This is a genomic window from Pseudomonas urmiensis (assembly GCF_014268815.2).
Taxonomy (GTDB): domain Bacteria; phylum Pseudomonadota; class Gammaproteobacteria; order Pseudomonadales; family Pseudomonadaceae; genus Aquipseudomonas; species Aquipseudomonas urmiensis.
The window spans coordinates 2,299,288-2,324,192 of record NZ_JABWRE020000001.1 but is presented as its reverse complement, the minus strand read 5'-3'; the positions used below and the strand labels follow the sequence as shown (position 1 = coordinate 2,324,192).

Below are 24,905 nucleotides of genomic sequence, written 5' to 3'. Positions count from 1 at the left end.
CCCCAAAACAGACGACGCCGGTCTTAAGTGAGCAGCGATATCACCCCGCCTTACGCAAAGTCAGGTTGATCCGCCGCTCACCCAGGCGTTCATGCACGCCGGGCTTGATGGGCAATACGCCATGAAAGCGCAATCGATCCTCGCCACCCCAGACCAGTACATCGCCATGGTTCAGGGCAATGCGCTGGGTACGATCGGCGCGCTGTAGCCCGCCAAACAGAAATACCGCCGGCAAGCCCAGACTGACCGACACGATAGGCTGACCGAAGTCGTGCTCGTCTCGGTCCTGGTGCAGGCTCAAACGCGTCCCGGGCAAATAATGGTTGACCAAGCACGCGTCGGGCACGAAGTCGTCGAACCCTGCTGCACTGGCGGCCCGGGCAGCGAGCGCCAACAAAACCTGGGGCAGGGCGGGCCAGGGTTTGCCGCTGACAGGGTCTATTGGGCTGTAGCGATAGCCGTGCTGATCACTGACCCAACCCAAGCTGCCGCAGTTGCTCAGGCCTACCGCCATGCGCAAGCCACCCGGCGTATGCATGTGGCGAAACGGTGCGGCCCGCAGCACCGGGCGCAGGGCATCGAGCAGCGCCTCGACGTCGCCCAGGGCGAAGCCTGGCAATAGCACGGTGTGACTGGCCAGGCGCTGCGGCTGCGGGCCGAACAGGTCGAGGTCGGACTGAATCATGCCGGTGGCTTCGGGGGGAGGTAGGCGCATTGTATCGCTGTCGGCCAATCACCACAGCGCCAGAGGCGATAAAAAGGAACCGCGGCGCCAGGGAGTGAGCGCCACGGTCCAAGGGGGAGGGATTACTGCTGGTTGACGGTCGCCAGGTTGGCGTTGCCGAATTGGGTGATGGTGGCGCTCTGGTTGGCGCCGCTCTGGTCGACGAATGCCTGGTTGGCATTGCCGCCTTGGGTCACGTAGGCGACGTTGTAGCTGTCGGTCTGTTTGAGGGTGGCCTCGTTACCGCTGCCATACAGCTGGTTGGTATAGCTCTGGTTGCTGTAGCCCGATTGCTCCAGGGTGATGGTGTTACCGGTGCCAGCGGAAAGGCCGGTGGCGTAGTTGTCGGTGCCGCGCTGATCGGCGATCAGCAGGTTGTCGGTGCCGTTCTGTTCGAAGTACAGCTCGTTGTTGCTGTCGACCTGATTGGTTTGCATCTCGTTGCCCACGCCTTTCTGGTTGAGGCGGGCGAGTTGGTTGGCGCCGTCCTGGGTCAGGTTGACGCTGTTGAGCGAGCCGTTCTGGTTGATTTCGGCGCGTTGCGCAGTACCGAACTGGCCCCCGGCTTTGTCACCCTTCCAATTGCTGGCCATGATCTTGTTGCCATTGCCGGTGGTGGTGATGCTCAGGTTGTGGTTGTCGCCGGTCTGGTAGGTGAAGTGCAGGTTGTTGTTGCCGTTCTGCGAAATACTGGTGACCGAGTTGTTGGTCTCGAACTGATCGGACCAGCTGGCGTTGGCGGTGCCGCTCTGGCTCAGGCTGGCCAGGTTGGCTTCGCCGAAGCTCTGGTCGATGTAGCCTTCGTTGCGCTCGCCGCTCTGGTTGACGCTGGCCTGGCTGTCGGTCTGATTGCCTTGCCAGACCTCCACCGAGTTGCCGTCGCCATGCTGGTTGATGCCGATGACTCCGGCAAAACCATCACGCTGGTCGCCGTAGGCCCAGTTGCCCTTGCCCTCTTGGAAGATCTGGATATTCCCGTCCTGATGATAGAGGTGCTCTGCGGCGGCAAAGTTGTCGGTACCCCCTTGCATGATCAGCGCGCTGTTGTTGGTACCACCGAACATTTGCTCGACCACCGCCTCGTTACGGTCGCCCCACTGCATGGTGGTGGCGTGGCTGCCCACTTGGGTGTCCTGGAACACGATCGATTTGTTGGCACTGCCTTGTTGGGTCTGCAAGGACTGGTTGCTTTCACCTACAGACTGACTGGACAAACTGTCGTTGAGGCTGCCACCCGATTGCTGGGTGATCTGGCTGCCTTGCTCGAACAGTTGCTCGCCGTAGCCGGCGTTCTTCGAGCCGGTGGCGCTCTGGTTGATGTGGCTGGTGCTGTTGTCCTGCACGGCTACGTGGTAGTGGCCTTGGCCAGTCTGGTTCTGGGTTGCCGAGGCGAACGACGACTGGGTCTGTTTGACTTCAGCGCTGTTGTCGGCGCCGAGCTGGTTTTGCGTCGAGGTGCTGTCGTCGGCCATGACCTGGCCGGCCAGGGTCAGGACTATCGCGGCGCTTAAAGGTGCGAGCTTGAACATGGTGGTGCCTCCAGGTCTATCGATATTGGGTGATCTGTACGTGTTGGCCATTGCCGGCTTGGGTCACGGCGCTGGTCAGCCCCGTGCCGGCCTGCTCGATGCTGGCGCTGTTGTTGTTGCCGATCTGCTCGATCGCAGCACTGTTGCTACTGCCGCTCTGGCGGATCGATGCGGAGTTGCCGTAACCCTGTTGGCTGATCGAGGCCATCAGGTCGTTGCCGTCTTGCAGGATGTACGCCTCCTGCGCGCCCCCGGCCTGGACGATCCGGCCCAGCAGGGCCTGACCGTTCTGGTCGAGGGCGGCGCGGTTGCCCGTGCCTTGCTGCTCGATGACTGCTGCCTGGCCCGAACCTGCCGGTAGCAGGCGCACGATCAGCGGTTCGCCAAGGTCGTTGCCGGCGGCAAGGTCGGCGTTGTCCATCAGGTCGTCGGCCCAGGCAGCCTGGCCACTCAGGGCCAGGCACAGCAGCAGCGGGTACAGGCGGTTCATGGCGTTCTCCTTGGCAGCTGTTACTGCACGACCACTGGCACGGTGCGGGTAGTGCCTTGGCTACTGCGCACGGTGGCCGATGGCGTGGCCGTTGGGATCACCGTGGTGCTGTTGCTCACCGCCAGGCGCCAGCGACCGGTCACCGGTACCGTTGTGGTGCCCAGGGTTACCAGGCCGTTCGGCGTGGTCACCTGCACGGTGATGGTGTTGCCGGTGGTCACCGACGAGGTGCCGCTGATGTCCCAGTTGTAACGGTTGTTGGAGCGCGCCGAGACCGTGGCGGCGGTTACCGCGAAGTTCTCTGCGACTGGGCGTGGCGACACCTGTACCGTGACCGTGCCTGGGCTGGACAACGCCCCAACCGCGTCACGCACCACATAGGTGAAGGTCGTGGTGAAGGCCGTGGTGACGGTGGTTGGCGGGGTATAGGTGACTGTGGTGCCATCGGTGGTCACGGTGCCTCGACCAGGTGCTGGTTGGCCGACGCTGGCGACGGTCAATGGCAGGTTGCCTTCCAGGTCGGTGTCGTTGGTCAACACGTTGATGGTCAGCGGTACGCCCAGGGTAGTGACGGTTTCAGCAACCGCAGTGGGTGCCTGGTTGGGCGCGACGTTGATGGTCACCGTGGTCAGCTCCGATTTCAGGCCTTTGCTGTCCTGGGCGCGGTAGCTGAAGATGGCCACCAGTGGCGAGGCAGCGCCGGGCGGTGGGGTGTAGGTGATCGCGGTCGTGCCGTTGAGCACCACCGAGCCCAGACCGGTGCCGGGTTGGGTCAGGTCGGTGATCGCCAGGGGCACGTTGAGGTCCGGGTCGCTGTCGTTGGCCAGCAGGTTCAGGGTCAGCGGCACGCCGACACTGGTACTGCCGCCGTCGGCCTGGGCCAGCGGTGGCTGGTTCTCGGCTTCGACCGGTGCGCTGCCGACTACGATCACCGGCTCGACATCGCTGCCGCCGTGGGCGGACTTGACGGTGACCGTTGCTGGAGGCTGGGTCAGGCCATTGACCGTCAGGCTTTGCAGCGTGCCGGATTTGGACATGCGCCCGTAGCCTTGGGCGACCAGGTCAGGCACCTGCACTTCATCGCTGGAGCTGGCTTCGATCAGCAGGCGTTTGTTGGCCCAGTCATAGCGTGCGGTGCGCACCTTGACCACGTCGGTGAGTTTGCTCGACAGCGAAGTCGGGCGGGTGGCGCCGGTCGCGCTGCTGGCGGTGACCACCACCACTGGCGGCGGTGCGGCCTGGGTCAATTGCTGGTTGAAGAACAGCCCGTTGTTGTCGGCCAACATGCTGAATTGGCAAGGGGAGGCCGGTGAGCCGACCAGCGCCAGGCCATTGCGCAGGCACAGGCTGGCGCTGTTCGGCGCCTTGGCGAAGACCTCGACGCGGGTACCGGCGCCGTTGCGCTGGTAGGTGGCACGTTGCAGCTCCGCCGGGGTTTGCTCACGCGGGTCGAGCACCTTGCCGGAGACGCTGAAGAGGTTGGTTTCGATCTGCCCAGGAGGGCCCTCGATGCGCACGAAGTTGGTATTGAACGGGCTGCCGACGACCGCCTCGGTGAGGTTGGGATCGCCGATGAAGGTCTCGATGGCGCTGGTGTCCGGGTTGACCTCGGTCACCAGGCCGGCGGCGCGCTGCAGGAACGGCCCGATGTTGCCGTTGAGTGCACCGGTAAAGTTGCCTGGGGCGCCGATGCCGATGTCGCGGGTGATGTTGATCGCACGCCGTCCACCTGCCGCGACCGTGACCCTCTCGACCCCGTAGGGGTGGGTGATGGTGTAGGTGCCGGCAGTGGGTACCGAGGCGCGGATGCGGATGCGGGCGAAGCTCTGCTGGTCGCCATCGACCGGATTCTCCGAGGCGAATGCCGCCTCGATACCGGCCACATAGACTTCCAGCTCGTAGCCGCTATTACCCACTTGCGGTATCGACGTCTCGGCCAGGAACCAGAACATTTCTGGCGGCCAGTTATCCGGGAACACCAGTGGCAGGGCATCGTCATAGATGCCTGGCTCTGGCAGCAGGGTGCACATGTAGGCAGGTGCACCAGGCGCACCGGGTGCCCGCGAGCTGGTAGCGCGCGATTGGCACAGTTCGAGGGCCAGGTCGTTGGCGTCCTTGTACCACATCGGGTAGCGCCCGGTGGCCAAGGTATAGGGACCAGGATCGACTTCGCTGAGCGCGGCCCAGGCCACGCTGCTCAGGGTAAAGGAGAGCCCGGCTGCGTACAGCGTGCGGCGTGACCATGTGTTCATGATGCCTCCTTGGAGGTACGGCCGTTGTCTGTTCATGGCACCAGCACCACGTCTTCGCTGTCGCTGCCGCCATGGGCGCTGGTCACCGTGACCGAGGCCGGCGGGATCGGCGAGAGCCCGGTGGTCAATGTTTTCACTGCGCCATTGCCGGCGAGGCTGCCGATCAGCGCGCCATTGAGGGTGCTGGCGGTCATCGCCGGCGGCGAGGTTTCATCGCTGCTGCTGGCGACCAGGGTCAGCTGGCCGCTGGCCAGGCTGTATTCCGCGCGGCTGATGGTCACCAGGTCAGTCAGCGCTAGGTTGACGTTGGTCGGCGTGCTGCTGGCGATGGCCACGCTGTTGTCGGCATTGACCACCAAGGTGGTGGGCAGGGTCGGGTTGAGGGCCGACTGCACGTACCAGGCGCCAGTGCCATTGGCCTCGGTCAGCGACTGGCTCGGGCTTTGGCTGGTCAGACTGACCGTAGCCGGTGGCGGTGGGGCCATGACGAACACGTCCTGCTGCGCGCGCAGGTCGCCATTGTCGGTGTGCCGCGAGTAGGTGCTGCGCAAAGGAATCAGCGGGGTGGGGCGCTCGACCGTGGACAGTTTGCCGGAGATCGAGAACAGCTCGGTGCGCAGGTCGATGCCGTTGGGGCCTTCGATGCGCACGAAGTTGGTGTTGAACGGGCTGCCGGTCACGGCTTCTTCAAGGTTCGGATCGCCAATGTAGCGTTCGCTGGCGCCGGTCAGCGGGTTGGTCTCGGTGTAGGGGCCGTTGACACTGCGCAGGAACGGCCCGACGTCGCCTTTGAGTGCGCCGCTGAAGTCGCCGGCACCGGCAATGCCGATGTCACGGGTCATGTTGATCGCGCGCCCGCCGGCAGCAGGCACGTCGAATACGTCGACGCCATAGGGGTGGGTGATGATGTAGGTGCCGGCCACCGGTACATCGACGCGGATCCGCACTCGGGCGAAGCTGACCTGGTCGCCTTCGACCGGCTCTTCGGCGGCGAACGCCGCCTCGATAGCCGTGCCGAAGCTCAGGTCGATGCCACGGGCAGCGTCGACGATGGCCGCATCGGCGGTAAACCAGAAGGTCTCGTCGGGGAAGTTGCTGGGAAACACGATTGGCTGGGTGTCGTCGAACACCCCGGGGGTCGGCAGCAGCGTACACATGTACGACGGTGCGCCGGGGGCGCCTGCTACTCGCGAGCTGACCGCCTTGGACAGGCACAGGTCGAGCGTGCGCCCGTGGCTGTCCTGGTACCACGAGGCGAATCCGCCGGTTTCAGGATGATAAGGCCCAGGGTCGACTGCATAGAGTGCAGCTTGGGCCGGAAGCTGGAGCATGCCGGCGAGGATCGCCACTGCCAGCGGGTGGGGTATCGGTCGGTGCATGAGTCAATCCCTCCTGCAAACGGGCCCAAGGGGTTGGGGCGTCTGAGGGGGTATGGGCAACAGCCGTGCCAGTTCTTGGTGATAGGCGTGCAGCCCTTGTGGGGCAAGGCTTGTAGCCCTGAAGGGCAGGGGGCTTTGGGTGTGCGCTGGGTGGGCGGTGGTCCCCAGCATTGGGGAAATGGGTGGAGGGATTGGCTATCCTCCGGGGCCGTTTAGCGGGTCAATGCGCTCAGTGGACGACGTACAATTGCCTACCTTTACGTATACGTAACCTTATGCCACCCTCAGGCCTACCTTGATGACGCTTGGTTGATTCTGACGCACACTGCAGGAAATTCCGTGGCCCGATGTCTCAGCGTGGCTGGGGCACCGCTGGAGTAAAACAATGGCGCGACAATTACCTATAACAAACGCCCAAGATCCGCTGCACGAATCCCGTCAGGCCCGTCTCAGACTGGCCCGCGAAGGCGAACTGCCGTCCGGGATGCTGCGTGACGAAATCGATGCCTCCTGGCGCCGCAGCCTGGGTCATGGCCTGGACTGCCTGCAAGGCGAACAGGTCGGCCTGGGCATGCAGCAAAGCCTCGACCTGCGCGCACTGCTCGAACACAACCGGCTGCTGATCGACGCCGTGACCCCTGAACTGGACTACCTGGTCGAGCGCCAGGGCAAGAGCGGTATCGTCATCCTCGGCGATGCCCAGGCCAACGTCCTGGCCATCGAAGGCCAGAAACATGTGCTCAACCGCGAGGGCCTGCGCGACCTGCACCCTGGCAGTTGCTGGAGCGAAGCCCTGCGCGGCACCAATGCCATCGGCACGGCCGTAGTAGAAGGACGGCCAACCCTGATCAATTGCGGCGAACATTACCTCGACCGGCTCAGCCCTTTCTCTTGTACCTCGGTGCCACTGCGCGACCCGCGTGGCGAGGTGATCGGCGTGCTCGATGTCACCCGCGAAGGGGTGATGAGCCAGCCCCAGGACAGCCTCTGCACCTTGATGCTCGCCGCGGGCAACATCGAAAGCCGGCTGTTCGGCCTGTGCCATCCCGAGCAACTGGTGCTGGCGTTTCATAGCCGCGCGCAGTACCTGACCAGTGCCTGGCAGGGGCTGTTGGCCTTGAGCCTGGAGGGCGAAGTGCTGGCGGCCAACGACAATGCCTGCCAGCTGCTGCAGGTGGCGCGCCAGGCCCTGATCGGCCGACGCTGCAGCGATCTGCTCGGCGAACGTTCGCCCGCGTTTATTGCCCGGCTGTGGCAAAACGGCGTGAGCAGTGTGCAGACCGCCAAGGGCGAGTTCTTCTTCCGCGCCTTGCAACTGCCGCGACACAGCAACCTCAATGGCAGCGTGCCGGCGAGCAAGCCTGCCCCTTCAAGTAAATCCCCCGCGTTGGACAGCCTGGCCGGTGGCGATCCGCGCCTGGCGCGCAACCTGCGCATGGCCCGCCAGGGCCTGGTCAATGGGCTACCGGTGCTGCTGCTGGGCGAGACCGGTACCGGTAAGGAAGTGGTCGCCCGTGCCTTGCATCAAGCCAGCCCGCGTGCCGACAAGGCGTTCGTGGCGGTCAACTGCGCGGCGATCCCTGAGGGCTTGATCGAATCCGAATTGTTCGGCTACCGCGAAGGCGCCTTCACCGGCTCACGCCGTGGCGGCATGATCGGCCGGCTGATGCAGGCCCATGGCGGTACGCTGTTCCTCGATGAGATTGGCGACATGCCGCTGGCCTTGCAAGCGCGCCTGCTGCGGGTGCTGCAAGAGCGCCGGGTAGCGCCGCTGGGCGCAGGGGAGGAGCAGGATATCGATGTCGCGCTGATCTGCGCCACTCACCGCGACCTCAAGCATTTGCTGGCCGAGCAGCAGTTCCGTGAAGACCTGTACTACCGAGTCAACGGGGTATCCCTGCGCTTGCCGGCGTTGCGTGAGCGTGATGACCTGTCCGGCATCATCGAAGGCCTGTTGGACAAGTTCGGCGCCAAGGGCGTATCGCTCGACCCGGCCCTGGCCGAACTGCTCGATGGCTTCGACTGGCCGGGCAACATCCGCCAGCTGGAGATGGTCTTGCGCACCGCCTTGGCCATGCGCGAGGACGGCGAGCAGTTGCTGGGTCTGGAGCATTTGACTGATTGCCTGCTGGACGAGTTGGCCAACGGCGCGGCGCCTTCTGGCAGCCTGCGCGAGAACGAGCTGGAGCTGATTCGCGGCGCCCTGGCGCGTCACCAGGGCAATGTGTCGGCTGCGGCCGAAGCCTTGGGCATCAGCCGCGCGACGCTCTATCGCAAACTCAAGCAGCTGCGCGGTTAAGCCATGGGCGGGTTATTTTCCAGGCTGATCGAAACCAGCGATCCGCTGCTGATGCGCCAGGCACTGGCCTGGCTGTATGGCTTTGTCCGCCCACAGCGCAAGGCGATTGCCGTGCTGCTAGGGTTGTCCCTGAGCGCCTCGCTGTTGGCATTGGCCCAGCCCTGGCTGGTCAAGACCCTGATCGATGAAGGCCTGCTGGCGCGCGATTACCAGACCTTGTGGCACATGGCGGCGATCATGATCGTCGCCGGCCTGCTCGGCACCGTGCTGGCCGGGGTCAATCGCTACCTGCACACGCGTCTGTCTGGGCGCATCCTGTTCGCTTTGCGCGACGACCTCTATCGGCACCTGCAGCAGTTATCGCCGACCTTCTATGGCCGCCGACGTACCGGCGATATCTTGTCGCGGCTGGACGGCGATGTCGCCGAGATCCAGCGCTTTGCCGTGGATTCGCTGTTCTCGGCGGTGTCCAGCGGGATCGGCCTGATCGGCGCGGTCACGCTGATGCTGATGCTGTCGTGGCAACTGTCGTTGCTGCTGGCGTTGTTGATCCCGATCGAGGTGCTGTGGCTGCGCTGGATGCGGCGCAAGGTCGAGCGTGAAGTGCGCAGCCTGCGTGAGCGTTCGGCGGATGTCTCGTCGTTTCTGGTCGAAACCCTGCCGGCAATGAAATTCATCCAGGCCTCAGGCCAACAGGCCCGCGAGGCCGGGCGGCTGGATCAGCTTGGCCAGGGGTATATGGGCCAGTTGCTCAAGGTGCAGGTCACCGAGTTCTTTACCCAGGCAGTGCCTGGCACGCTGACGTCGTGGTGCCGCGCCTGTGCGTTTCTGATCGGCGGCTGGTGGGTGATCCAGGGCACCTGGCAGCTGGGGGCGTTGATCGCGTTTTCGACTTACATGGGCATGGCGGTGGGGCCGGTGCAGAGCCTGCTGGGGCTGTACGTGGCAATCCAGCGGATGGCGGTGAGCCTGGGGCGGGTGATGGAACTGCGCCAGGAGCCGGTGGCCGTGCGCGAGGTGCCAGTGCCGCGACCGATGCCGCAAGGGACGGGCGAGCTGCGCCTGGAACGCGTGCAGTTCTCCCATGCCGGGCGCCAGGGTGCGGTAATGCGGGAGGTCGACGTGGTCATCCCGGGCGGGCTCAAGGTGGCCATCAGTGGTGCCTCCGGGGTCGGCAAGTCAACGCTGATCGACCTGTTGCAACGCTTCTACGACCCCGATGCCGGACGCATTCTGCTCGATGGCGCCGACCTGCGCGAACTCGACCTGGGCGCGCTGCGCCGCCGTATCGCGGTGGTCAGCCAGGACATCGTGCTGTTTCGCGGCACCCTGGCGCAGAACCTGGCCTACAGCGCCCCCGAGGCCAGCCGCGCCCAACTTGAACAGGTGGTGCAGTTGACCCAACTGGACAGCCTGGTGCAAAGCCTGCCGCTGGGCCTCGATGGCCTGCTGGGCGAGCGCGGCCAACAGCTTTCTGGTGGGCAAAAGCAACGCATCGCGATTGCCCGGGCATTGCTCCAGGAACCGGCCATTCTGGTGCTCGATGAAGCCACCTCGGCGGTGGACGAAGCCACCGAGCGTGAGGTGATCGCCGCCATCGACCAGCTGTTCGCCGGGCGTACGCGGATTCTGATCAGCCACCGTGCCTCGACCTTGGCCGATGCCCAGTTGCGTTTGCATTTGCATGAAGGGCAATTGCAGGTGTTGCCGCTGGAGACGGCTGGCCATGGGCGCTGAGCTGCGGGTCGGGGTGATCGACAGCGGCTGCTCGCCCGACCAGGCGGCAGGCTTGCTGGGTGCGCGCAGGTTCTGGCTGGACGACGGCGTGCTGCGCGAGGGAGAGGCGTTGGCCGATCAATTGGGCCACGGCACTGCCGTGCTGGCGCGGCTGCGCCGTGAAGCGAGCCGGGTGCCGGTGCTGATGGCCCAGGTGTTTCAGCAGCACGGCAGCACCAGTGCGCTACAGGTGGCTGCGGCGCTGTTGTGGCTGGTCGAGCAGGGGGTCAGTGTGGTCAACCTCAGCCTCGGCCTGCACCAGGACCGGCCGGTGCTACGCCAGGCCTGCGCCGAGGCTCAGGCGGCTGGAGTGCTGTTGTGCGCCTCCAGCCCTGCCCAGGGCATGCCGGTGTATCCGGCCAATTATCCGGGGGTTATCCGTATCACCGGGGATGCCCGCTGCGCTGCCGGGCAATGGTCGTGGTTGAACAGCGCCCAGGCCGATTTTGGCGGGCATATGGGCGGGCAGGGTTCTGCTGGTGCGAGCATGGCTTGTGCAGCGTTGACCGGGCGGATTGCCGCGATGCTGCGCGATCAGCCGCGGATGGACGCCCAGCAGGTGCTGGACCGGTTGCGCCGCCACGCAGCGTTTATTGGCCCGGAGCGCCGAGGTGTCGTGGATGCCTGAAACAGCGATCCTGATCCTCGGCGCAGGCCCCGCTGGCGCCGCCTGCGCGATTGGCCTGCGCCGGCTGGGCTACCCAGTTACGCTGGTGTCCGACTGGCGCCGCTTCGCCGCCGTTGAAGGCGTCTCGCAGCGGGTGCTGGATGCGCTGCGCCATGCCGGGCTCGGTGGCGCGCTGGGCCAAGCGGCAATGCCGGCCACCCGTCATGTGCGCTGGAACGGTGAGCAGTTGCAGCTTAACCAGGAGTTCTTGCTCGATCGCCAGCGCTTCGACGCGGCCTTGCGCGATGAACTGCGCCGCGCCGGGGTGGTGCTGGTCGAAGGCCGGGTGCGCGAGGTGCAGCGCGAGCACGGCTACCAGGTCAAGCTGGAGCACGGCCCAGTGTTGCAGGGTGGGTTTTTGGTCGAGGCACGTGGCCGCCAGGCACCGCTGGCGAGTGATCGGCTGCGCGGCCCGGAGACCGTGAGCTTGCTCAACCTCTGGCAATCGACCCCAGGCCCGCCAGCCTCGGCGGTGGAAAGCCTGGACGATGGCTGGGCGTGGATGGCGCGCTTGGCCGACGGCCGCTGCTACTGGCAGATCACCCTGGACGCCGGCGCTGCAGGCCTGCCCGGCAAGGCACAGTTGCCCGGGTACTGCGCCGACCGGCGCAGGCAGTCGGCCAAGGTCTGCGAACTGTTCGACCCGCAGGCCCTGCAACCCGCCCCAGTCCACGCACGTAGCAGCACAGCGATCCTCGCTGGGGACTGTGCGGGCAGTGACTGGTTGCGGGTGGGGGATGCGGCAATGGCGGTTGACCCATTGTCGGGGAATGGGATCTTCCAGTCGTTGTCCTCGGCATTGCAGGCGCCGGTGGTGATCAACACCCTGCTGCGCATGCCTGAACGGGCGGCGCTGGCACGGCAATTTCATCAGCAGCGGATCGAGCAACTGTTCCTGCGTTTTGCCCGGATGGGGCGCGATTTCTACCGTCAGGAGCAGCGCCTGGCCGGCCAGCCATTCTGGCGCAACCGCCAGGACTGGCCGGATGAGCAGCCGATGCATGTAGCGGCGCAGTGGAGCGCAGTGCGTATCGAGCGTCGGCCGGTGCTGCGCGATGGTTGGGTGGACCAAACCGAAGTGGTGGTGACTGCCGATCAGCCGCTGGGCATCTGGCATTTGCAGGGCATCGAGCTGGCGCCGTTGGTGGCCAAGCTGCAGGCGGGCGCAGCTATCGATGAGGTGTTGAGTGGCCGAGCGCCGGATCAGCAGGGCATGCTGCGGCGCTGGTTGGCAGAGCAGGGTTATCGCTGAAAGTGGGCTGCATGGCAGCCCACTGAGCCAGGTCAGTCAGTCTGTTACTGCTTCTACCCGTTTGGCAGCTGGAGCCGGTTGAACGCCAGGTTCGGCGTTACCCCCGACAGCCTTCACATCCTTGGCGAAGGTGCCGTCCACCTCACCCTTGAAGAAGTTCTTGCCGTAGATCAGCAGGCACAGCACTACACCAATGCCGAACGCCCAGCTGGCGCCCTTGATCGCCAGCACTGCGCCGATCACCCCGGCGATCCCCAGGTCGCGCTGGCTGCGCGCTTCGAGGATGCCCAGGCGCACACTGACATAGCCCTGGATCAGCAGGGTCAGCGACAGCGCGACACCCAGGATCGGCTGCACCAAGGTCACCACCGGCAGTAGCAACAAGCCAGTGTTGGTGCCCCAGCGGAACGAGCCGACCCCGCCGATGATCGACTGCATCGCCTTCGGCCCGCCTTTGAAGCGCTCGATGACCACCACCAGCATGGCCGCCCATTTCGGCCCGCACATGGCCACGTCCGGGCCAAAGATGCTCATGAACGCATTGCGTGCGCCGAAGATCAGGTGCGCGCGGTCGGCGTTGTAGTCGACCACCTCATCGGTGCGCACGGTTTCAGCCTCATCGAGCAGCGATTTGGCACTGAGCACGTCGCCAAACACGATGATGTACGCCGCGAGCATGGTCGGCAGGGCCGAAATGAACATCGACAGCGGTGGCATGCCCAGGCCGAACACGGTGTAGTTGTTCCACAGACCCGCGAAATCTGGCGTGCTGATGCCCCACTGGATGGTCGGCCAGGGCGCCTCGCCGAACAGCGGCGCAATCACTACCGCCAACAGGATGATCGGCAAGATGCCGAGCTTGGCGAAGTTCCACCAGAAGCGGTTGCGTTGCTTGAGCTGGTTGAAGTGCTGGGAAAAGATCAGGTAGAAGGCGATGCCCACGGCAATCGAGATGGTCCACGGCAGGACGTTGAACTTGCCACCGACCTGGAACACCGCGATCACCGCACTCAAGCCCGCGCCGACGATGATCCCCGACTTGATCGCCGAAGGCACATACTCGACCACCTTCTTGGCCATCCCGGTCGCGCCCAGGGCTATCGAGAACGCGCCGAGCATCAACTGGAAGGCAATCAGCGCATGCACCCGCTCCGGGCCTTCGGGAAACTGCGCGCAGTAGGCCATCAGCAGCGGCACCGCCGGGGTGATCCAGCCCGGCACCGTCGGGTCGCCGAGCAAATGGTGGGTGAGGTAGAGCAGGCCGTTGAGCATCACTACTGCCAGCGCCACTTCAAAGGGCATGCCCAGCAGCTCGGTCATCAGCGGAATGGCGGCCAGGTCCACCGCGCACATCAGCAAGCCTTGCAGGTAGTCCGGCAGCTCGATGCGGTAGTGAATGAACGGTAAGCGGACCTTGAACGGGCCCAGCGGGATGTACGGGCTTTCGCCTCGCGGCTCAGCAGGAGTGGTCATTGGGTGCACCTGTTTTATTGGTTTTGTAATGGCAGACGCCGCAGCCGCTTGGCTGGGCGTCGAGTTCGCTAATCAGTAGGCTGCGCGGTAGATCTGCTCGATATCGGCGGCGCTCAGCTGGCGCGGGTTGTTGCGCATCAAACGGTCGATCTTGCTGGCTTCTTCGGCCATCGCCGGGATAGCGTCGGCAGGCACGTTGAAGCTGCGCAGGCCCGAGGGGATATCCACCGCCGCGCACAGCTCGGCCATGGCCTGAACCGCCTGATCGGCGGCTTGCTTGTCGCTCAGCTCGGCCACGCGCACGCCCATGGCGGCGGCGATGTCGCGCAGGCGCTCGACGCAGGCCAGCTTGTTCCAGGCCATCACGTAGGGCAGGAGCAAGGCGTTGCTGACGCCGTGGGCGATGTTGAAGCGACCGCCCAGCGGATAGGCCAGCGCATGCACCGCGCCAACCCCAGCGTTACCAAATGCCATGCCGGCCATCAGGCTGGCGGTGGCCATGTCTTCGCGCGCTTTGAGGTTGGTCGGATTGGCGTAGGCCTTGGGCAGCGCCTTGGCGATCAGCTTGATAGCGCCCAGGGCGATGGCGTCGGTGATCGGCGAGGCGTTGACCGACAGGTACGACTCGATCGCATGCACCAGCGCATCGACACCGCTGGCAGCGGTCACGCTCCTCGGGCAGGTCAGGGTCATGCTCGGGCTGACCAGGGCCACGTCTGGCAGCAGGTAGTCGCTGACGATGCCTTTCTTGAGTTGTGCTTGCTTGTCGGAAAAGATCGCCACATTGGTCACTTCCGAGCCGGTGCCGGCCGTGGTCGGGATGGCGATCAACGGCGGGCCTTTGCGCGTGACCAGGTCAACCCCGAACAATTCAGCCAGCGGCCCTGCATGCCCGGCGAACGCTGCGACGCCTTTGGCGATATCGATTGCGCTGCCGCCGCCCAGGCCAATCACGCCATCGTGGCCGCCCTCACGGTAGGCGCGGGTGCAGGCCTCGACGATGGCGATCTCCGGCTCGGGTTGGACTTGATCGAAAATGCCGTAGGGGCGGGCGCCGAGCTGCGCCAGGGCGAGGTCGACGGTGCCGGATTTGAGCAGGATGGCATCGGTGACGATCAGCGGGTTGTCGACCTTGAGGCGGGTCAGCTCAGCGGCCAGTTGTTCGATGGCCGCGGGGCCTGTGATCAATTTGTTGGCGATCTTGAAGGCAGAAATGCTCATTAGGCGCGTCCTGTGTGCATTGTTGTAGTGGAAGACGTGCCAGAGCAGATAGCGAAAGCTGTGCCAAGATGCGCCAAGCCCCGTGCGGTGCGGCTTGGCGAGGCAGGCATGGGGTTTTACCGGCTGTGCACGGGGCGCTGGCGATTAGCTTTTTGATCGTTATCGCCGGGGATGATTGAAATCCTAATCAGAGCGCTCCCAGCGCTTCATCTTCTGCACCACGGTCGCCTGGCTCACGCCCAGCGCCTTGGCGGCCAGGCGGGTGGTCTTGTGCGTCTGTAGCGCGGCACGGATCGCAGCACGCTCGGCGTTTTCCAGCACCTTGCGCAGCGGCAGGCGGCTGTCGTCGGTGTTCTGCCGACTGAGGTCGAGGATCTCCTCGGGCAGGTCCAGCGCTTCGATGGTGCCGCTTTGGTTGGTCACCACCAGGCGCTCGACGATGTTGATCAACTCGCGGATGTTGCCCGGCCAGGCGTACTCGCACAAAAGATCCAGCGCCGCCAGGCTCCATTGCACCTGGCGCTGGTAGCGGCTGTTGAAGCTGTCGAGGTAGTAATGCAGCAGCGGCGGGATTTCTTCACTGCGCTCGCGCAGCGCCGGGATAGTGATCGGCACCACGTTGAGCCGGTAGTACAGGTCGGCGCGAAAGCGGCCTTCGGCGACCAATTGCTTGAGGTCGTGGTGGCTGGCGCTGATGATGCGCACATCGACTTCCTTGAGCTCCAGGCCGCCGACCGGGATGAAGCGGTTTTCTTCGATGACCTTGAGCAGCTTGACCTGCACCGGCAGCGGCAGATCGCCGATCTCATCGAGGAACAAGGTGCCGTTGTGGGCCAACTCCAGCAGGCCGCGCTTGCCCTTGGGGCCAGCGCCGGTGAAGGCGCCGGGCGCATAGCCGAACAGCTCGGCCTCGATCAGGTTCTCCGGCAGGGCGCCGCAGTTAAGCGCCAGGAACGGCTCGCCGGCACGCCCGCTGGCGTTGTGAATGAACTGCGCGACCAGGGTCTTGCCGACCCCGGTTTCGCCTTGGAGCAAGACCTTGACCGTGCTATCGGCAACTTGTCGGGCCAAGGCGAAGACTCGCCCGGACACCTCCTGGTCGGCCATCAGCGGCGAGTGCAACAGGCTGTCGCGCTGGCCTGCATGCAATTTCGCGGTGCTGTGGCGCAATTGCTTGAGCTGCTGCAGCTCATCGCGCTCATGCTTCATGCGCAGCAGTTCGGTCATGTCGCGCACGGTGCTCACGACGTAGGAGATTCGGTGCTCGGCATCGAGAATCGGTGTGGCGCTGACCAGGAGCTTCTTGCCTTTGCTCAGGCTTTGCATCACCGACACCGGCCGGCCTTCCTGCAACACCCGCAGGGATGCCGATTGGGAAATGATGCCTTCCTTGACCAGCTCCTGCATCAGCCGGCCGATCAGGTCGGCGCTGCTCAGGCCGGTCAGACGCTCATAGGCCTGGTTGACCTTGAGCGTCTTGCCGTCGCCATCGGTGATGTACACGCCGTCATGCAAAGCGTTGAGCAGTTCTTCGAAACTGGCGTCGTTGACGTTCACCGCAGGCTCCAGATGGGGTTGAGAAGCGCTGGAGTTTAAACGCTTGGGCCACCCATGCGCAGTCTGCAATGGTCCTAGAAGAACGTCCCGACCAGCAGTTGCAGATAGGTGCCGCCATCACGGCTGCCCATCTGCACGCCGCCGTTGTCGGCGCTGCGCTCAGGCGTGTAGTAGCCCACCAACGGGCTGATCAGGATGTGCTCGGTGACCATCCACTCGACATACAGATCCAGCTCGCGCCCGCCCAGGTTGCCCTGGTCGGTATCGAGCGTATCGAAGTCGAAATACAGCGCGCCGACGCTCAGGTTGTCGCGTGGCTTGGCCTTCAAGCCCAAGTGGTGCACCTGGCTGTTGCTGTTGAACGGCCCGGCATAGTTGGCCGCCACCTCGCCCTGGAACCAGGTGCCGTAGCCACGGCTCAGGCCATAGAACAGCGGGTCGAAGTCTTGCGAGAAGCGGCTGTAGCGGTAGGTGGCGGTCGGCGACCAGGGCAGCGCGGAGAAGGTCCAGTTGCCCTCCAGGTACCAGGCGTCTTCGCGCCCGCCGCTGCGGTCCTGGGTGACGTACTCGGCGGCTAGCTGCAGATCCTTGACCCCGAGGCTGCCGCGCCCGCGCAGGCTCACGGTGTCCATGCCATCGCGGTGCTCCAGGCCCATAATCTGCGCGTAGCGCTGGTCGACATCCAACCCGCGAATCCAGCTCAGCCCGACGGTGCCTGCATCGGAGACATGCTCAAGGTTGCTCACCGCCAGCGAGGTGTCGGCCTGGTAATGGTTGTCGGACTTGAGCCACATCAGGTCGCCACGCCAGCCCTGGCTGCCGCCAATGCGCAGCACCGCAGTGCGGTCGAAGGCCTTGCGCGCGGCCAGGTAGTAGGCGCCGCCGCGGTTGAAATTGGCGCCCAAATCGACCTTGCCGAGGTTGACCGGGTCGCCCTGGATCAGGAAGCCGTCGCCTAGGGTCACCAATTGGCGGCCAGCGGAAATATCCACGCCGTCTTCGCCCAGGGCTGGGAAGAGGCTGCCTGAGCGCCAGCCGAGGTAGGCGTCTTCGATGGCGGTGCGGCGCTCATCGCCCAAGGTCAGGCCGGCCGCATCGCCGTCGCCCCAGGTCGCCGAGCTGACCAGGCTGAAGGCGCCGTACAGGCTACCGCTGCCGGCCAGGGCCTGGCTGGCGCTGAGGCCGTACTTGATGTAGCCCTCGCGCCAGGCGCTGCTGCCGGGTTGGCGGTTGCCGGCCTGGTTGAAGCTTTCGTCGCTGTGGAACACGCCGAACAGGGCTTCGAGGTCGGCGTTCAGTACTGTGCCGTCCTGGTTGTACAGTTCATGGGCGTGGGCGGTGTGCAGGGCGAGGGCGGTGAGGGCGGTGATTGCCAGGCGGGGGATACGGGGCATCTTGGATGTTCCTTATTATTGTGTTGGTGTATTTCTTGTTCCGGCCTCATCGCGGGGCAAGCCCGCTCCCACGGGCATCACCACGCTGCGGCTTGCCCCGCGATGAGGCCGGAACTGATCAAAGAACACTCAAAGCTTGATCAGCACCGACTTGAGCTCGGTGTAATGCTCGATCGCCGCCGCGCCCATCTCCCGGCCGACGCCCGACATCTTGTAGCCACCAAACGGCAGCGCCGGATCCAGCGCACTGTGGCAGTTGACCCAGACCGAGCCTGACTTGATTCGCGGGATCATCCGGTGCACCGCGCCCAGGTCGTTGGACCAGATACTGGCGCCCAGGCCATACGGGTTGTCGTTGGCCATACGCACGACGTCATCGATGTCATCGAACGGCATGGCCACCAGCACTGGGCCGAAGATCTCCTCTTGCACCAGGCGATGACGCTGGTCGACATCGACGATCACGGTCGGCTTGACGAAGTAGCCCGGGCCGAAACCTTCGCCGCCGCAGGCGATGGTGGCGCCCAGTTCACGGCCAAGGTCGATGTAGCCAGTGACCCGATCCTGCTGCTTGGCCGAGATCAACGGGCCCATTTGCACCGCCGGATCCAGGCCACTGCCCAGCTTCATGCCGTTGGCAATGCCGGCGATATCGGCCACCACATTGTCGAAGTGCTTGCGGTGCACATACAGGCGTGAGCCGGCGCAGCACACCTGGCCCTGGTTGAAGAAGATCGCCATGGCCGCACCCGCTGCAGCTTCCTGCAGGTTGGCATCGGGCATGACGATGGTTGGCGACTTGCCGCCCAACTCCAGGGTCACCCGGGTCATGTTGTCCATCGCCGCCTTGCCGATCAGCTTGCCGATCTCGGTCGAGCCGGTGAACGTCAGCTTGTCCACCCCAGGGTGGCTGCTCAGCGCGGCGCCGGCATTCAAACCGGTGCCCGTGACGACGTTGAGCACGCCCGCTGGATAGCCTGCTTCATCGACCAGTTCAGCGAGTTTCAGCGCGGTCAGCGGGGTTTCGTCAGCCGGCTTGAGCACCAGGGTGCAGCCTGTCGCCAGGGCAGGGCCGAGCTTCCAGCAGGCCAGCAGCAGGGGGAAGTTCCAGGCCACGATCGCACCGACCACACCCACCGCCTCGCGCCGCACGAAGCCATGGAACTGCTCGTCCGGCATCAATGGCATCGATGGCTCGACCGTGCTGCCTTCAAGCTTGGTCGCCCAACCGGCCATGTAGCGCAAGAAGTCGATGGCCAATTGCACATCCATGACCTTGGCCACTGCCGCGCTCTTGCCGTTGTTCAGGCATTCGAGCTCGGCGAGGATTTGCGCGTCGCGCTCCATCAAATCGGCCAGGCGCCACAGCAGGTTCTGCCGCTCACGTGGGCGTACCCGGCTCCACGGCGAATCATCGAAGGCACGGCGCGCGGCGGCGACGGCGCGGTCGACGTCTTGCGGGTCGGCCGAGGGCACCTCGCCCAGGACTTCGCCGGTGGCCGGGTTGCGGAACGTCATGGTGCGGCCGCTGGCGGCGTCTTGCCAGTCGGCGCCAATGCGCATCTTCAGCTTGCGTTCGAGAAAGGCGCGGGTGGCGGGGAGGATGGGCAGATCACAAAGCATGGGGCTGTGCCTCTTGTCATTGAATGGTCAGAGGCGCTTGCGCAATGGCCGTGCCAAGGGCTGTAGATCGACCTAAGCCATTGAACCACCTGATGTTTGTCCTGGCGCACCGCTGCCATTGCAGGGGCGCGCTGTTGCACATTGAGACGGCGTGAGACGGGGGTGAAACAGCACGTCGACTTCTTGCCGGTGGCCTGGTTCAACTGCTGCGCCAGCGCTCATGGAACAAAAAGAATTCTTTGAGTTGACTGCGGCAGCGTGGGAGCGGGCTTGCCCCGCGATGCGGCGTTTGGCACCGGCTTTGCCGGTGATCGCGGGGCAAGCCCGCTCCCACGCTGGAACTCTGTTCCCTGCGCGACACCCGCAAGGGCTGTGTGATCTCCTACAGGGTTTTACTGTGGATTCATCAGCGGGCTGTCTCAAGGTGAAACACTCAGTCGCGAAATGGGACGTTCCGACCCGCCGGCTACCCGCGGCAATCGTCCAGCCGAACTAGCCAAGCAGTTGAAATCAAACAGCTTTGGCAAGGCTGGCACACTTCCTGTATTGCAACTGTCACATGCACCTGCAGTACCCAGGCGTGCACAAAAACGATAAGAAACGACACCGTGGAGGTCTGACCTTGAAGACGACTCGACTCCGGCGGCATGCGGGCAAACTGGCGCTGGTCGCCGCCGCACTGCTGGGCACCCAGGCCATGGCGGCCGAGCAGGGCCCGAGCCTGTTGCAAACCAAGTGCATGGGGTGTCACATCCCCGAAGGCAATGACGCCTACAGCCGCATCAGCCACCAGCGCAAGACCCCGGAAGGCTGGTTGATGAGCATCGGCCGCATGCAGGTCATGCATGGCCTGCAGATCAGCGATGATGACCGCCGCACCCTGGTCAAGTACCTGGCCGACAAACAGGGCCTGGCGCCTAGCGAAACCGAAGGCGTGCGTTACGCCATGGAGCGCCGGCTCAATACGGTCGAGCAGTTCGATGACCCGCTCAGCCAGATGTGCGGTCGATGCCACTCCGGCGCCCGGGTCGCCTTGCAGCGCCGTCCGGCGCAGGAGTGGGAACATCTGGTCAACTTCCACCTCGGCCAATGGCCGTCCCTGGAGTACCAGGCCCAGGCGCGTGACCGCGACTGGCTGGACATCGCCCTCAAGCAAATGGTGCCGGACCTGGCCAAGCGCTTCCCCCTCGACAACCCAGCCTGGAGCCAGTGGCAGCAGGCCAAGCCCAAGGCTGATGCGTTGGCCGGGCAATGGGCGTTTGGCGGGCACATGCTGGCCAAGGGCGATGTGCGCGGGGTAATGAGCGTTAGTGCAGGCGGGGGGGACACTTTCAAGGTCGAGGTCAAGGGCAGCTATGCCGACGGCACGCCGTTCAACGGCAGCGGTACGGCAATTCTCTACAACGGCTACGAGTGGCGCGGCAACGTCAAGATCGGCGAGGCCAACTTGCGCCAGGTGTTCGCCGCGCTCGATGGTGAGATGAAGGGCCGCATGTACGAAGCCGAGCATGATGAGCGTGGCCTGGACTTCACTGCGGTGAAGGAGGGCAAGGCACGCCTGCTGGCGGTGCAGCCGGCGTTCATCAAGGCCGGCGCTGAAAGCGAGATCACCCTGGTCGGCAGCGGCCTGAGTGGCAAGCCGGACCTCGGCGCTGGGGTCGAGGTGAGCGAGGTGCTCGAGTCGAGCGCAACCCTGGTCCGGGTCAAGGCGCGCGCCGCCAAGGACGCCGCGGCAGGCACCCGCGAGGTCGCCGTTGGCGCGCTCAAAGGTGTGACCCTGGCGGTCTACGACAAGGTCGAGCAGGTCAAGGTGGTGCCGGCATTCTCCATCGCCCGGATTGGCGAAAATGGCGGCTCCACGCCCAAGGTTCAGGGCCGCTTCGAAGCTGAAGCCTGGGGCAAGGACGCCAGTGGCCAGCCACTGCGCATCGGCTACCTGCCGGCGAAGTGGAAGGTCGAGCCGTTCAACGAGCGGGCAATCGAGGACGAGGACGTCAAGTTCGCCGGTGCCATGCAGCCCGACGGTGTGTTCATGCCGGCCGGTGCCGGGCCCAACCCTGAGCGCAAGATGATGACCAACAACGCCGGCAACCTGAAGGTCATCGCCCAGCTCGAAGACGGCGGCCAGCAGGGCGAAGGCCACCTGATCGTCACCGTGCAGCGTTGGAACAACCCGCCTTTGCCATAAGGGCGAGCAACGCGCGTCACTAACGGATCGATTACTGGAGGTCGCCATGGGCGCACAATTGAATCTGGTCGAACGCAACTTGCACGAAGTGCAGGTCGATGCCGACCGCATGCTCTTTCACATCCCCAGCAGTTCGCTGTTCAGCACCGATGCAGTCACCGGCGGGATCATCGACAGCTTGCGTCAACAAGGCTGCTCGGCTGAAGAACTGGTGCAGCGCCTGAGCCTGCAATTCAGCGGCCAGGACATCGAAGACACCCTGCGCGAGCTGATCGCCCTGGAAGTGGTCAGCGATGGCTCGCCGCTCACCCCGGAAATCGCCCTCAAGCGGGTCGAGCGCACCGCGCTGAACACTGTGGTACTGAACGTCAACACCGGCTGTAACCTGAGCTGCACCTATTGCTACAAGGAAGACTTGGACAAGCCTTCGGCGGGCAAGAAAATGAGCACTGCCACCGCCGAGGCCTCGGTGGAAATGCTGCTCAAGGAGTCACCCGATGAAACCCGCTACAGCGTGGTGTTCTTCGGCGGCGAGCCGCTGTCCAATCGGCCTCTGATCGAGCACATGGTCGCCTACTGCGAGCAGCGTTTCGCCGAGGCTGGCAAAGAGGTGGAGTTCATCATGACCACCAATGCCACGCTGCTCACCGAAGAGATCGTCGACTGGCTCAACGCCCACCGCTTCGGCTTGTCGATCAGCATCGACGGGCCGAAGACCGTGCACGACCGCAATCGCATCACCGTTGGCGGGCAGGGCACCTATGACGTGGTGCGGCGCAAAGCCGACATGCTGCTCTCGCGCTACACCAGCCGCCCGGTCGGCGCGCGGGTGACGCTGACCCGGGGCATCACCGACGTCGAGACCATCTGGAATCACCTGTTCAACGAGATGGGCTTTGCCGAGGTGGGCTTTGCCCCGGTCACCTCTGGCGACATGGCCGACTTCAACCTGACTGGCGAGGAACTGGTGCAGGTGTTCGCCAACATGAAAGCGCTCGGTCGGCGCTATCTTGAGGCTGCCCTGGAACACCGCAGTATTGGCTTTTCCAACCTGCACCAGCTGATCACCGACATCCATGAAGGCCACAAGAAGGCGCTGCCGTGTGGCGCCGGGCTGAAGATGCTGGCGGTCGATCACCAGGGAGAGTTGAACCTCTGCCACCGCTTCACCGGCTCCAGCCTGCCGACCTTCGGCAATGTCCATCAGGGCGTCAAACAGGCGCAGCTTAACGATTTCCTGTCCCAGCGCCTGGACCGCAGCAACACCGGCTGCGACGACTGCCGGATCCGTAACCTGTGCTCGGGCGGCTGCTACCACGAGAGCTACGCACGCTACGGCGACCCGACCCATCCGACCTATCACTACTGCGAACTGATGCGCGACTGGGTCGACTTTGGCATCGAAGTCTACAGCCGCATCATGGCCGTCAACCCGGCTTTCATCGATCGCTACATCACTCCGCGCAAGGCACATTGATATGAAGCACTTGAAGGCAATGAACAACAAGGCGCGCATCCTTGAACAAGCCGCCGCCGAGGACCGGGTCGAAGAAGTCATGGCCATGAGCGCGGTAGCCGGTTGCACCGCGACCACCGACCCGGGGTGGGAGGTCGACGCCTTTGGCGGCGTCAGCTCGCTATGCCAGCCGATGGAAGCCGACTTGTATGGCTGCTCCGACCCTTGCTGGTGGCCGGCCCAGGTGCCGGACATGATGAGCACCTACCAGGACTGGAACGCCCAGGCGAGCAACTCGCAGGACGACTGGCGCAACCTTGGCACCGTATTCCCGAAAGACAAGTGACCGGCCCGACAAGAACGACAAGGGGAAACCGCATGAAACCTGGATTCTGCGCGCAGCTCGCGCTCACCGTCGCCGCCTGTGCCGGCGCTTGGACTTCGGCGCAGGCCGCTGAAGCCGGCGCTGCGCTGACGCCTGGCCACGAGTACATGATCGTCACCAACTATCCGAACAACCTGCACGTGGTGGATGTGGCCAACGACAGCGTATTCAAGTCGTGCCGCATGCCGGACGCGTTCGGCCCGGGCACCGCGATGATGGCGCCGGACAACCGCACCGCCTATGTGCTGAACAACCACTTTGCCGATATCTACGGCATTGACCTGGACAGCTGCAACACCGTTTTCCACGCCAACTTGTCCAGCGTCCCTGGCGAAATCGGCAAGGCCATGTACTCGTTCGCCATCAGCCCGGACGGCAAGGAGGTCTATGCCACGGTCAACCCAAGCCAGCGACTGAACGATCATTACGTGGTCAAACCGCCGCGCCTGGAAGTGTTCAATACCGCCGACGGCCTCAACGCCAAGCCGGTCCGCAGCTTCCCCATGCCGCGCCAGGTGTACCTGATGCGCGCCGCCGACGATGGCAGCCTGTTCGTCGCCGGCCCCGACATCTACAAGCTGGATGTCAGCAATGGCAAGTACGAGGTGGCGTTGCCGCTACGTAACTGGAACCGCCCCGGCTACAGCGCCCCGGACGTGCTGTACTTCTGGCCGCACCAGAGCGCACGGCACGAGTTCTCGATGCTCTACACCATCGCCAAGTTCAAGGACGACAAGCAAGACCCCGCCACCGCCGATTTGTTGTATGGCTACCTGAGCGTGGACCTCAAGACCGGCAAGACCCACACCCAGGAATTTGCCGACCTGACCGAGCTGTACTTCACTGGACTGCGTTCGCCGAAAGATCCCAACCAGATGTATGGCGTGCTCAATCGGCTGGCGCGCTACGACATCAAGGAGCGCAAGCTGATCAAGGCGGCGAATCTGGACCACACTTATTACTGTGTGGCGTTCAACCGCAGCGGCAGCAAGCTGTACCTGGGCGGGACATTCAACGATCTGGCAGTGTTCGATCCCGATACGCTGGAGAAAGTCGGCAACATCAAGCTGCCGGGTGGCGACATGTCGACCACCACGCCGCAGGTGTTCGTCAGGTAGTTGTGGGTTGTTTGCGCCTTCCCCAGCGCGGGGCAAGCCCGCTCCCACGCGGCTGGTATCTTGGCTACGTGGGAGCGGGCTTGCCCCGCGATAAGGCCCGCACCGACACCCTAAAAATAACA

Annotated in this window: 18 protein-coding genes; 8 read left to right on the top strand and 10 right to left on the bottom strand. The window is 64.3% G+C overall.

Annotated elements, in window-relative coordinates; genetic code table 11:
• Nucleotides 1–40: 40 nt before the first annotated feature.
• The 5 genes from alkB to HU737_RS10200 all read right to left on the bottom strand — a co-directional run bounded on the left by alkB (nt 41) and on the right by HU737_RS10200 (nt 6,374).
• A complete protein-coding gene (gene alkB / locus HU737_RS10220) occupies nt 41–685 on the bottom strand; it encodes a DNA oxidative demethylase AlkB (RefSeq protein WP_186554358.1) in 645 nt (214 codons plus the stop codon).
• A gap of 122 nt (nt 686–807) precedes the next feature.
• A complete protein-coding gene (locus tag HU737_RS10215; RefSeq protein ID WP_186554359.1) occupies nt 808–2,253 on the bottom strand; it encodes a curlin in 1,446 nt (481 codons plus the stop codon).
• Nucleotides 2,254–2,269: 16 nt separating this feature from the next.
• Nucleotides 2,270–2,743, bottom strand: a complete 474-nt coding sequence (locus HU737_RS10210) for a curlin (RefSeq protein WP_186554360.1) — start codon at nt 2,741–2,743, stop codon at nt 2,270–2,272.
• A 20-nt stretch (nt 2,744–2,763) separates the two neighbouring features.
• A complete protein-coding gene (locus HU737_RS10205; RefSeq protein ID WP_186554361.1) occupies nt 2,764–4,995 on the bottom strand; it encodes a cadherin-like domain-containing protein in 2,232 nt (743 codons plus the stop codon).
• 32 nt (nt 4,996–5,027) lie between these two features.
• A complete protein-coding gene (locus HU737_RS10200) occupies nt 5,028–6,374 on the bottom strand; it encodes a hypothetical protein (protein WP_186554362.1) in 1,347 nt (448 codons plus the stop codon).
• Nucleotides 6,375–6,759: 385 nt separating this feature from the next.
• Between HU737_RS10200 and HU737_RS10195 the strand changes: the two genes are divergently transcribed.
• Genes HU737_RS10195 through qhpG form a run of 4 tightly spaced genes read left to right on the top strand, consistent with a single transcriptional unit; the run spans nt 6,760 to nt 12,368 of the window.
• Entirely contained in the window at nt 6,760–8,673 is a 1,914-nt protein-coding gene (locus tag HU737_RS10195) for a sigma-54-dependent Fis family transcriptional regulator (RefSeq protein WP_186554363.1), read from the top strand.
• Nucleotides 8,674–8,676: 3 nt separating this feature from the next.
• Nucleotides 8,677–10,410, top strand: a complete 1,734-nt coding sequence (locus tag HU737_RS10190) for an ABC transporter ATP-binding protein (RefSeq protein WP_186554364.1) — start codon at nt 8,677–8,679, stop codon at nt 10,408–10,410.
• Nucleotides 10,400–11,077 (top strand): subtilisin-like serine protease QhpE, encoded by a 678-nt coding sequence (gene qhpE / locus HU737_RS10185; RefSeq protein ID WP_186554365.1) that lies wholly within the window; start codon nt 10,400–10,402, stop codon nt 11,075–11,077. Before HU737_RS10190 ends, qhpE begins: the two co-directional genes overlap by 11 nt.
• Nucleotides 11,070–12,368 (top strand): flavin-dependent monooxygenase QhpG, encoded by a 1,299-nt coding sequence (qhpG, locus tag HU737_RS10180; protein WP_186554366.1) that lies wholly within the window; start codon nt 11,070–11,072, stop codon nt 12,366–12,368. The genes qhpE and qhpG overlap by 8 nt, the downstream gene beginning before the upstream one ends.
• A gap of 36 nt (nt 12,369–12,404) precedes the next feature.
• Here qhpG and HU737_RS10175 read toward each other — a convergent pair whose 3' ends face one another.
• From HU737_RS10175 to HU737_RS10155, 5 genes are all read right to left on the bottom strand, one after another.
• Nucleotides 12,405–13,841, bottom strand: a complete 1,437-nt coding sequence (locus HU737_RS10175) for a hypothetical protein (protein WP_225915604.1) — start codon at nt 13,839–13,841, stop codon at nt 12,405–12,407.
• A 72-nt stretch (nt 13,842–13,913) separates the two neighbouring features.
• A complete protein-coding gene (locus HU737_RS10170) occupies nt 13,914–15,062 on the bottom strand; it encodes an iron-containing alcohol dehydrogenase (RefSeq protein WP_186554367.1) in 1,149 nt (382 codons plus the stop codon).
• Between the two features lie 183 nt (nt 15,063–15,245).
• Nucleotides 15,246–16,619 carry a sigma-54 interaction domain-containing protein gene (locus HU737_RS10165; protein WP_186554368.1) on the bottom strand — a complete coding sequence of 458 codons (1,374 nt, stop codon included), beginning with the start codon at nt 16,617–16,619 and terminating at the stop codon, nt 15,246–15,248.
• A 74-nt stretch (nt 16,620–16,693) separates the two neighbouring features.
• Nucleotides 16,694–18,013 carry an alginate export family protein gene (locus HU737_RS10160; RefSeq protein WP_225915603.1) on the bottom strand — a complete coding sequence of 440 codons (1,320 nt, stop codon included), beginning with the start codon at nt 18,011–18,013 and terminating at the stop codon, nt 16,694–16,696.
• 129 nt (nt 18,014–18,142) lie between these two features.
• Nucleotides 18,143–19,636 carry an aldehyde dehydrogenase family protein gene (locus HU737_RS10155; RefSeq protein WP_186554369.1) on the bottom strand — a complete coding sequence of 498 codons (1,494 nt, stop codon included), beginning with the start codon at nt 19,634–19,636 and terminating at the stop codon, nt 18,143–18,145.
• Nucleotides 19,637–20,258: 622 nt separating this feature from the next.
• Between HU737_RS10155 and peaA the strand changes: the two genes are divergently transcribed.
• The 4 genes from peaA to peaD are packed head-to-tail and all read left to right on the top strand — an operon-like array spanning nt 20,259 to nt 24,783.
• Nucleotides 20,259–21,824 (top strand): quinohemoprotein amine dehydrogenase subunit alpha, encoded by a 1,566-nt coding sequence (gene peaA, locus HU737_RS10150; RefSeq protein WP_225915602.1) that lies wholly within the window; start codon nt 20,259–20,261, stop codon nt 21,822–21,824.
• 46 nt (nt 21,825–21,870) lie between these two features.
• On the top strand, nt 21,871–23,301 hold the full coding sequence (gene peaB / locus HU737_RS10145) for a quinohemoprotein amine dehydrogenase maturation protein (protein ID WP_186554371.1): 1,431 nt from the start codon (nt 21,871–21,873) through the stop codon (nt 23,299–23,301).
• A gap of 1 nt (nt 23,302) precedes the next feature.
• Entirely contained in the window at nt 23,303–23,626 is a 324-nt protein-coding gene (qhpC, locus tag HU737_RS10140) for a quinohemoprotein amine dehydrogenase subunit gamma (protein ID WP_186554372.1), read from the top strand.
• A 32-nt stretch (nt 23,627–23,658) separates the two neighbouring features.
• On the top strand, nt 23,659–24,783 hold the full coding sequence (gene peaD / locus HU737_RS10135; protein ID WP_186554373.1) for a quinohemoprotein amine dehydrogenase subunit beta: 1,125 nt from the start codon (nt 23,659–23,661) through the stop codon (nt 24,781–24,783).
• The last annotated feature ends 122 nt before the right edge of the window (nt 24,784–24,905 follow it).